Here is a 10,119-nt window from a genome sequence, read left to right on the forward strand (position 1 = left end):
GTGCTGTTCCATTACCGGCTCAATGAAATACCGATAGTGCCCCTAAGGACGTATCCGTAGGTAACGCGTTTTTGTTGCAATCAATAGATTAAAAGCTTATCCGTAAATAAAATGTGCTTCTTTCCGCATTTATGATATCGGTACTCTCGGTTAACATTCTATGTGATCGGGAGGGAGCATGGCCAAGCTACAGTCTTGGGAAGTCTCGGATGCGTTCTGGTCCAAGGTGGAGCCTCTGATCCCCGGGCCGGAACGGGAGCCCTACAAGCGTTATCGCCGTAAACCCGGCGGCGGCAGAAAGCCCATGCCGCCCCGACAGGTCTTTGAGGCCATCGTGTATGTGCTGCGCACCGGCTGCCAGTGGAAGGCCCTGCCCAAGGAGCGATTCGGCAGCCCCAGTGCCATCCACACCCACTTCATGCGATGGATGAAGGCCGGCTTCTTTGTTGCTCTGTGGCGGGCGGGGCTGGCCGAATACAACGAGATGGAAGGCATCGCCTGGCGCTGGCAGAGCATAGACGGGGCCATGGTCAAGGCCCCTCTGGCTCATGATGCCGTCGGGTTGGGCCCGACGGATCGGGGAAAAAACGGAGGCAAGCGCCATGTGCTGGTGGACGGCCGTGGAGTCCCGCTGTCGATCGTCGTAACCGGGGCCCATCGACATGATGTCAGCCAGCTGGAACGGGTCCTCGATGCGATTGTCATCGACCGTCCCAAAGGCAGACAGCATTTATGTACAGACAAGGGCTACACCGGGAAACCGGCACAACAGTCTATCAAAGAACGAAAGTACATCCCGCACGTCAAACAGCGCGGGGAGGAAATACAGGAGAAGAAAACCCATCCGCACCGCAAAGCGCGTCGGTGGGTGGTCGAGGTTTCCCACTCCTGGATCAATCGCTTCCGGAAACTCCTCGTGAGATACGAGAAGTTCGTCGTGAGCTACGAAGCACTATTACATATGGCCGCAGCCATCGTCGCCTTCAGAAAAGCAGGCATTATTTACGGATAAGTTCTAAATCAGCGCCTCATTTTAGCTTCAAGGAGAGGTGGTCTGGGCCTTCTCAGTGTTGCCCGGGCCTCCTCCGAAACGTTTCGGCCCCCGGCAACTCTGCGCTTCTTTTCCAGTTGCCTGAAAGACAAATGACCGCCGACTCACCTGTCTTACTGAAGACGGCCATTTCGCCCCTTGTAATAACCTCTGCCATGGATTCATTCTCCTCTGCCGGTATCCTGCCTGTTTGTTGTCCCGCTGTCATTCCCTCACCTGACCCGAGAACCTTGCGAATTCTGTTTTATGCCATTGTTCCGATGGTTTTACGAAAGCGCGCCAGGGAAAAGGAAAACAAGGCGCTCCCGATCAGGATGAGGGAAATGAACTGTGGCCAGACGACCGCAAGTCCCGCGCCGCGGTACAGGATGGCCTGGGCGAGAATGACGAAATGGGTGTTCGGCGCCGCCAGCATGATGAACTGGACGAACTCCGGCATGCTTTCTCGCGGTGTCGCGCTTCCCGAAAGCACCTGCAACGGCAGCAAGACAAGCATCATCAGCAGCCCGAATTGCGGCATCGAGCGGGCAATCGTGCCGAGAAAGATCCCGAGCGAGGTGGTGGCAAACAGGTGCAGCGCGGTACCGACGGCAAACAGCGGCAGGGAGCCTTCGATCGGTACTGCGAGCAACCCCCGGACAATAACGAGCAACGAAAAGAGAGAGACGCCAAGCACGAGCGCCGCCATCGCCCATATCTTGCTCACCATGATTTCGAAAGGCGTTACCGGCATGACGAGCAGATGCTCCACCGTGCCGTGCTCGCGCTCGCGGATCAGCGCCGCGCCCGTCAGGATGATGGATAGCATGGTCACGCTGTTGATAATCTGCATCACAGCGCCGAACCAGGTCTGGTTCAGCTCTGGGTTGAAGCGCGCCCTCAGAACGAGGTCCACGGCCGGTCTGTCCTTTGCTCTGTAGCCCTGCAGGAACGTGTTCACTTCCCCGTTTATGATGGACTGGATATATCCGCTGCCCGTAAACGCCTGGCTCATCCGCGTGGCATCGACGTTAAGCTGTACCACGGCGTTGCGGCCAGCCAGCAAATCGCGCTGGAATCCGAGGGGAATATCAAGGGCAAAGGTGTCGAGGCCGGCGTCCATCCGCGCATCCGCGTCGGCCTGATTGATCAGCTTCGGCGGCAGGAAATAGGGAGGATAAAAGGCATCGACAATGCGCGCGGAGAGCGGCGATCGATCCTCGTCGATAATGGCGATCGGCGCCTTGTTCAGGGTCTCCGGCCTGGCCGTTGCGGATGTATAGACGGAAATGGTAAAGGAATAAATAACGAGCGCGACCATGACCACGTCCCGCATCAGGCTGCGGAGTTCTTTTACGCCGAGGTGCAGTACGTTGGATACGTGCATATCACTTCTCCTGTTTTTTGAGCAGCGCGGCGCTCAGGGCTATCAGAACGGGCACGGCAATCAGCAGCGGCAGAAATGAGGTATGGAGATCAGAGAAATTCAGGGCCTTGGAGAAGGTCCCGCGCGCAATGGTCAGGAAATGGGTGGTCGGATAAATCTCCCCGATGACCCGGCCCACTCCCTCCAAAGAGGAAACCGGATCGATAAACCCGGAGAACTGCATGGCGGGCACAAGGGTCAGGATTGCGGTGCCGAACAGGGCGGCAATCTGGCTGCGCGTGAAGGTTGAAATGACCAGGCCCATTGCGGTCGTCGCGATCACGTACAGCAGGGCCGCCGCGGCAAGCGTGAGAAAACCGCCTTTGAGCGGCACGCGGAAAACGAATACGGCCAGTACGGACAGCAGCACGAAATTGATCATTGCCAGGACAATATAGGAAATCTGCTTTCCCAGCAGAAACTCCAGCCGGGTCGTCGGCGTAACATACAGGTTGACGATAGATCCCAGTTCCTTTTCCCGCACGACGGACAATGCGGTCAGTATGGACGGGATCATCATCAGCAGAATCGGGATGACCGCCGGCACCATGGCCACAAGGCTCTTGACATCAGGATTGTAGCGAAATCGCGTTTCTATGACGACCTGTCCGGTGACGGCAGAGCCGAAAACCTGTCTTGCCTGGGCCGCCAGCCAGTGCGCATGCATTCCCTGCACATAACCGCGCACCGTTTCGGCCCGCGACGGCATGGCCCCGTCGATCCAGGCGCCGATGGCAACCGGCGTGCCGCGCCGCAGGTCTCGGGCGAAACCGGGTGGAATCTCGATGGCGAGGCTGATTTCACCCGCGCGCATGCGCCGGTCCAGGTCCTCGTAGTCCCGGATCGGCGGACATTCAATGAAGTAACGCGAACCCGAGAGGTCGAGCACATAGTCGCGGCTGGTGGTGGTCTGATCGCGGTCGAGCACGGCGAAAGAGAGGTCCTCCACATCCATGTTGATGCCGTAGCCCATCACGAACATCAGGATCACGCTGCCCAGCATGGCAAGGGTCAGGCGGATCGGATCACGGAGCAGTTCCAGGGCCTCCCGCTTGGCGTAGCTGAGCAGGCGGCGAAAGCTGAAAGAAGCAGTCCCGACGTCCAGTCTCCTGCTTTCTTCTGCGGCGTGCGGGGGCGTGACCGGAGTGAACGGCTGCGGGGTCTCGGGCGCCGCTTCCTGAACGGCTTCTTCCAGATAGCCGATGAAGGCTTCTTCCAGCGAGTTCACCCCGCGGGCGGCGACCAGAGCCGCCGGTGAATCGCTGACCAGTACCCGTCCTGCATGCATGAGCGATATCCGGTCGCAACGTTCGGCCTCGTTCATGAAGTGGGTGGAGATGAAAATGGTGACCTTGTCCTGACGCGCGAGGTCGATTATGATCTGCCAGAAAGCATCGCGCGCGACCGGGTCAACCCCCGAGGTTGGTTCATCCAGGATCAGCATCTCCGGACCGTGAATCACGGCCACCGCCAGTGACAATCGCTGACGCTTGCCAAGGGGAAGGGCGTCAGGCAGGCTGTCCATAACCTCGCTCAGGCCGAAACGCTCCGCCATTTCCTGCACGCGCGGCTCGATCCGGTCCTCCGGTATGCTGAACAGGCGCGCATGCAGCACGAGGTTCTGGCGGACCGTCAACTCAGTGTAAAGTGAAAAGGTCTGCGTCATATAGCCGACCCGCCGGCGGGTACCCAAATCATGCGGGTCCACAGGGTGACCAAAGAGCCATGCCTGTCCCTCGCTGGCCGGCAACAGGCCTGTGAGCATCTTCATGGTGGTGGTCTTGCCGCACCCGTTCGACCCGAGGAAGCCGAATATTTCGCCGCGCGCGATCCGGAAACTCACATGATCCACAGCGGTGAAATCACCGAAACGCATCGTAAGGTCATGCGCCTCAATGGCAACCTCCTCGGCGTCGGCCATCTCACGAGGGGGTATGACGACGGGTCTGTAGCCTTTGCGCTGCGATTCCGGAAGCAGGGCGATAAACGCTTCCTCCAGCGTCCCGGCGCCGGTCACGTCCAGCAGCTCCGCAGGGGCCCCGGTTGCCAGCACGCGCCCGTTGTTCATGGCCACTAGCCAGTCGAATTGCGCGGCCTCTTCCATGTAAGCGGTGGCGATCAGGACACTCATGCCGGGCTGGCTGGCGCGAACGCGTCCGATCAGCTCCCAGAACTGCCGGCGGGAGAGTGGATCAACGCCAGTGGTCGGCTCATCGAGGATCAGTAGATCCGGATCATGGATCAGCGCGCAGCACAGGCCCAGTTTCTGCTTCATGCCGCCGGAGAGCTTGCCGGCGGGGCGGTCGACAAAGGAAATCAGGCCCGTCGCGTCGAGCAATTCCCGGATCCGGCGCTCGCGCTCCCGGCGGCTGTGGCCGAAGAGGCGGCCGAAGAAATCCACATTCTCGAATACCGATAGGGTCGGGTAAAGGTTTTTGCCGAGTCCCTGAGGCATGTATGCCACACGCGGGCAAACCGCGCGGCGGTGCCGGGCATCAGCCATATCGCCGCCCAAGACCTCCAATCGACCCGTCTGGATCGCCCTGGCACCCGCCGCAAGCGACAACAGACTGGACTTGCCCACCCCATCCGGGCCGATGAAGCCGACCATGAGGCCGGTCCGGATATTCAGGCTCACAGCGTCAAGCGCCCGGGTCTTGCCCTTGTCATAGAGCAGGGATATTTCATGCAGTCGGGCCACATGACCAGGCAGGGCCGCGGTCAATTCGCTTGAAGGGTTGCGTTCCACTCATTGCACCTTCGTCTGCAGGTTGGCAGGCCATGGGACATTGCGATCGAGCTTGATGTAGGCAACGCCGGGAAGCCCTGTTTTTACCTGGGTGATATGTTTTCTGAGCAGGTCCGGGGGGATTTGCGCCCTGATGCGAAACATCAGTTTTTGACGCTCGGCGGCGGTCTCCACGGTTTTAGGGGTGAACTGGGCTACATCGGAAATGAACGAAACATTGGCCGGAATGACATAGTTCGGGGCCGCATCCAGTATCAGCCTTACCTCGGTGCCCATGGCGATCTGTCCCACTGCAGCCGTGGGTAGGAAAAAGGTCATATAGACATCGCTCAGGTCAACCAGGCTCAGCACCCTGCCGCCTGCTCCGAGCACTTCCCCGGGCTGGGCGACACGGTATTGTACCCGCCCCTCGCGGGGAGACTTGAGAGAGCTGTCCTCTATATCCGCCTGGATGCGTTCGACCGTAGCCCTGGCGGCGTCAACGGCCGAGCGAGAACCGCTTATCTCGGAGAGCCCCGTTGCGACTGCCGCTTCAGCGGCGGCGAGTTGAGCCCTGGCCGCGCTGACCGTTGCTTCGGCGCTCTGAACCCGGGCCTGGTCGTCATCTGCTTCCTGCTGAGAGGTTGCGCCCTCGGAAGCGAGGGTCGATGAGCGCAGTGCGCGTTTGCGGGCAACCTCCAGCTCGGCCTCGCGCTGCCAGACCAGCGCCCTTGCCGCTGTTTTTTCGCTTTCCCGCTGAACCAGCCGGCTGCGCGCCGTCTCCACTGCGCTCTCGGCCTGCTTGAGTTGCGCCTGGGCCTGGCGAAGCTGGGCCTCCAATACCTCGGTGTCCAGAACCGCCACCACCTGCCCGGCCCTGACCAGTTCGCCCTCCCGAACCAGGATATCCTTTACCCGGCCGGGCGTTTTGGCCGCGATATCGATCTCGACCGCTTCAATGCGGCCATTGCCGCTGACAAGGCCCTGGTCACCTTCGTCCCTGCCGAATTGCTGCCAGGCGACGATTCCCAGAACGATGAGAATCAGCGCCGCTGCCAGCATCCTTAACCATTTCTTCTGTCTTGTGGTCATGGCTCTCCATTTGTATTGTTAATCAGTCCATAATAGTATAGACATTTTCAAGCGGATGTGGTATAACACCGACCATGAAAGAGATGGATGGTCGAAAGCTGACGCATGATGTCCTGACGGAGCTCCGCAAGCGCGCGGTGGCAATGGTTCAAAGCGGCGAGAGCCCGGAAGTGGTTGTGAAAACCATGGGTTTCGCCCGTGCCTGCATTTACAACTGGCTGGCCCTGTACAGGGCAGGCGGCTGGGATGCCCTGGATGCCAAGAAGCGCGGCGGCCGCCCGCGCAAGCTGAAAGGCAATATGATCCAATGGGTCTATCAAACCGTCGTTGGCAAAGACCCGCGACAGTATCAGTTTCCCTTTGCCTTGTGGACCCGCCATGCCATTGGCTCTTTGATCTACAAGCGATACGGGATCCGCTTGAGTGCCAATTCGGTGGGCCGCCTTCTGGCCCAGTTGGGCATTACGGCCCAGAAGCCGTTGTGGAAGGCCTATCAGCAAGACCCGGAGCGCGTGCGCAAGTGGGTTCAAGAGGATTATCCCGCGATTGAAAAAGAAGCCAAGCAGATGAAAGCGGAGATCTGGTTTGCCGACGAATCGGGCCTTCGCAGCGATTACCATGCGGGGACGACCTGGGGGGTCAAAGGGCAAACGCCCGTGGTGCGAAGCACGGGGGCGCGATACCGCCTCAACATGATCAGTGCCGTGAATCGGCGTGGCCGGATGCGGTTCATGATTGAGAAGAAGGGGGTGAATGCCGATGTCATCTGCCGCTTTTTGGATCGCCTGATGGTGGGAAGCAAGACCCCCGTGTTTCTGATCTGGGATGGGCATCCGGTGCACAAGTCCAAGAAGGTAACGGAAAAGGTGAAGAGCTACGACGGCAAGCTGCGTTTGTATTTGCTCCCCGGGTATAGTCCGGAGCTGAATCCGGGCGAAGGGGTTTGGCGGGAAGTCAAATCGCACCGGCTCGGCCGTGCCGGCATCTTCTCCTTTGCCGACATGATGTCTATGGCGCTGGGGGCACTGCGCTCCTTGCTCAAGCGTCCGGATATCATCCGTGGATTTTTTCATACGCCATCCACTCTATATGCGTCTTAGCGTCCTTTCTATTATGGACTGACTAATGTGGCTGTCGCACGAACTGCGGAATTCCCCCTCCGAGTGCCGAGTAAAGATTGACGCTGCTGGACAGCAGCGCACGTCGTACCTGCACCAGCGCCTGTTCCGCCACAAACCGGTCGCGCTCGGCATCGAGCACCTCCAGGTATGGCGCCGCGCCGTTCTGATAGCGCAAAGCGGCCAGACGCGCACGTTCCGTCTGGGCGGTCAGGGTCGCCCGCTGGGCAGATAACTGCTCGAGCAGCCAGCGGCGCTCAGCCAGCGCGTCGGCAACCTCGCGGAACGCCCCCTGAATGGTCCTCTCGTAATCGGCGACCGCGATATTGCGGCGCGCTTCAGCCAAGTCAAGATTCGCCCGGAGGCGGCCCGCTTCGAAGATGGGCATGATCAAGTTGGGCTGGAAACTCCAGATGCCACTCCCCGATCCGAACAGGCCGCTCAGCTCAGCGCTGGCCGTGCCGAGGATACCTGTCAGTGAGATATTCGGGAAAAAAGCCGCACGCGCGGCGCCGATATCGGCATTGGCCGCCTTTAAACGATGCTCGGCGGCGAGAATGTCGGGACGGTTGATCAGCAAATCCGAAGGCAGGCCCACGGAAATTTCTCTCGCAAAGCCGAGCTCTATTTGAGAAAGCATCCGGGTCTCGGAAGTGAGGTCCGGTACGCCGACCAGAAGAACCAACGCATTGCGGTTTTGATCTCTCAGGCGCAGCAAAGAAGCCAGATCGGCCCGCGCCTGACTCAAAAGCGTCTCGGCCTGGGCTGCATCCAGCTTGGAGGAAGATCCGACTTCATAGCGACGCCTAGTGATGCGGCAGGAATCCTCCCGGGTGGCAAGCGTCTGCTGCGCAATGGCGACTTGTTCATCGAGTTCGCGGGCAATCAGGTATGTATTGGCGACCTGAGCCACCAGGCTTATGGCTATGGCGCGGCGCGCCTCCTCGGTTCCAAGATAGGATTCAAGGGCCGCCTCCGTCAGGCTGCGCACCCGTCCCCAGAAATCCAGTTCCCAGACGCTAACGCTCAGAGAAAGCTGATATTGCTCTGATGTATAAGCGCTTCCGATCAACGACAAACCCGCGGGGGTACGCGATCGGCTGTAGAAGGCCCCGGCGCTGATGCTGGGCAACTGGTCGGCCCGTTGAATACCATAGAACGCGCGTGCCTCCTGAATCCGATGCATCGCGATCCGCAGGTCGCGGTTGTTCTCCAACGCCTGCTGGATAACTTCCTGAAGCCTGATATCAGCGAAAAATTCGCGCCAGCCGACTTGGTCGACCCTGACAGCGGCCTGTCTGGCCGTAACAGTCTCATCAGGGTAAATGGCCGCTGTAGGGAGGGCCGGCCGTTCATAGGAAGGTTTTAATGAACATCCGACAAGGACGGCCATAAGGGCAAAAAGAAAATTTTTCATGGATTCATATGTTTTGAATAAATTGTGATTTGGGTATCTCACTGCATACCAGATTCGACCAGAAACAACAAGGGGCTAACGAAATGCTAATGTAATGTCCCATAAATAACTTCACATATGGGTTCTCCTGTGATAGGGTCAACAAAATCCGAAACAGGAGGGCCCTATGGCGAGACAACCCCAGGAGGATGTGACCTTGACACCAGAGTTGCGCGACCAATTGACTGCGATGGTTCGATCCCGTTCCTTGCCGCAAGGCCTCACCCGGCGGGCACGCATCGTGCTGATGGCCGCCGAAGGCATGACCAACAGCGCGATCTCCACCGCCGTGGGACTTTCCCGTCCATCGGTCATCAAGTGGCGCAAACGCTTCATCGACCAGGGCCTCATGGGCCTCTACGAGGAGTTGCGGCCGGGAGCGCCGCGCACCATCGACGACGATCAGATCGCCCGGCTGATCCGGCAAACCCTCGAGACCCGGCCGAACGGCGCCACGCACTGGAGCTGCCGATTGCTGAGCCGGGAAACGGGGCTGTCGAAGACCACCGTACAGCGTGTGTGGTCGACCTTCGGGCTTCAGCCCCACCGACAAAAGCACTTCAAGCTCTCCACGGATCCGTTCTTCGTCGAGAAGGTCCGGGACATCGTCGGGTTATATCTGAACCCCCCCGACAAGGCCATGGTGCTCTGCGTCGACGAGAAGAGTCAAGTGCAGGCCCTGGAGCGAACACAACCGTTCTTGCCCTTGGGCATGGGCTACGTCGAAGGGGTGACGCACGATTACCTGCGCCACGGCACCACGACCCTGTTTGCCGCATTGGACGTGGCTTCAGGTCAGGTAACAACCGTGTGCAAGCCGCGACACCGGCATCAGGAGTTTCTCCAGTTCCTCAACCAAATCGACCAAAGCGTCCCGAAGGATTTGGACCTCCATTTGGTCGTCGACAACTATGCCACGCACAAACATCCCAAGGTCAAACAATGGCTGGCCTCCCGGCCTCGTTATCACATTCACTATACGCCGACCTACGCCTCCTGGCTCAATCAAGTGGAGATCTGGTTCAACCTGATCACCCAGCAGGCGATCCGACGAGGCAGCTTCCGCGGCGTCAAGGACCTCGTGGCCAAAATCGACCGCTTCGTTCGTGCCTACAACCCGAAAGCAAAACCTTTTGTCTGGACCGCCACCGCCGATTCGATCCTCCGGAAAATCGAACGGCTATGTAAATATATTTCTGGGACAAGACACTAGCTTAGTGCCTATCCGGAAACCCCGGTTTTTCACCGGGAATGATATCCGGGAAGTCA

General features: G+C 59.1%; 7 protein-coding genes. 3 read left to right on the forward strand and 4 right to left on the reverse strand.

Annotated elements, in window-relative coordinates; all coding sequences use genetic code 11:
• Positions 1–178 precede the first annotated feature (178 nt).
• Positions 179–1,012, forward strand: a complete 834-nt coding sequence (locus tag PLH32_17670; GenBank protein ID HQJ66438.1) for an IS5 family transposase — start codon at positions 179–181, stop codon at positions 1,010–1,012.
• Positions 1,013–1,295: 283 nt separating this feature from the next.
• Here the strand turns inward: PLH32_17670 and PLH32_17675 are convergent, their stop codons facing one another.
• From PLH32_17675 to PLH32_17685, 3 genes are read right to left on the reverse strand one after another with little or no spacing between them, the layout of a single operon-like run.
• Positions 1,296–2,417 (reverse strand): ABC transporter permease, encoded by a 1,122-nt coding sequence (locus tag PLH32_17675; protein HQJ66439.1) that lies wholly within the window; start codon positions 2,415–2,417, stop codon positions 1,296–1,298.
• Position 2,418: 1 nt separating this feature from the next.
• The gene (gene rbbA / locus PLH32_17680) at positions 2,419–5,205 is read right to left on the reverse strand and encodes a ribosome-associated ATPase/putative transporter RbbA (GenBank protein HQJ66440.1); all 2,787 of its coding nucleotides are present in this window, start codon (positions 5,203–5,205) and stop codon (positions 2,419–2,421) included.
• Positions 5,206–6,276, reverse strand: coding sequence for an HlyD family efflux transporter periplasmic adaptor subunit (locus tag PLH32_17685; protein ID HQJ66441.1), 1,071 nt, complete (start codon positions 6,274–6,276; stop codon positions 5,206–5,208).
• An 83-nt stretch (positions 6,277–6,359) separates the two neighbouring features.
• Here PLH32_17685 and PLH32_17690 point away from each other — a divergent pair, with 83 nt between their 5' ends.
• Positions 6,360–7,376 carry an IS630 family transposase gene (locus PLH32_17690; protein HQJ66442.1) on the forward strand — a complete coding sequence of 339 codons (1,017 nt, stop codon included), beginning with the start codon at positions 6,360–6,362 and terminating at the stop codon, positions 7,374–7,376.
• A gap of 22 nt (positions 7,377–7,398) precedes the next feature.
• Here PLH32_17690 and PLH32_17695 read toward each other — a convergent pair whose 3' ends face one another.
• A complete protein-coding gene (locus PLH32_17695; protein ID HQJ66443.1) occupies positions 7,399–8,811 on the reverse strand; it encodes an efflux transporter outer membrane subunit in 1,413 nt (470 codons plus the stop codon).
• A 166-nt stretch (positions 8,812–8,977) separates the two neighbouring features.
• Here PLH32_17695 and PLH32_17700 point away from each other — a divergent pair, with 166 nt between their 5' ends.
• Complete coding sequence (locus PLH32_17700) at positions 8,978–10,063, forward strand: IS630 family transposase (protein ID HQJ66444.1); 1,086 nt, start codon at positions 8,978–8,980, stop codon at positions 10,061–10,063.
• Positions 10,064–10,119: the final 56 nt, after the last annotated feature.

The organism is bacterium (assembly GCA_035419245.1).
Classification (GTDB): Bacteria; Zhuqueibacterota; Zhuqueibacteria; order Residuimicrobiales; family Residuimicrobiaceae; genus JAKPUX01.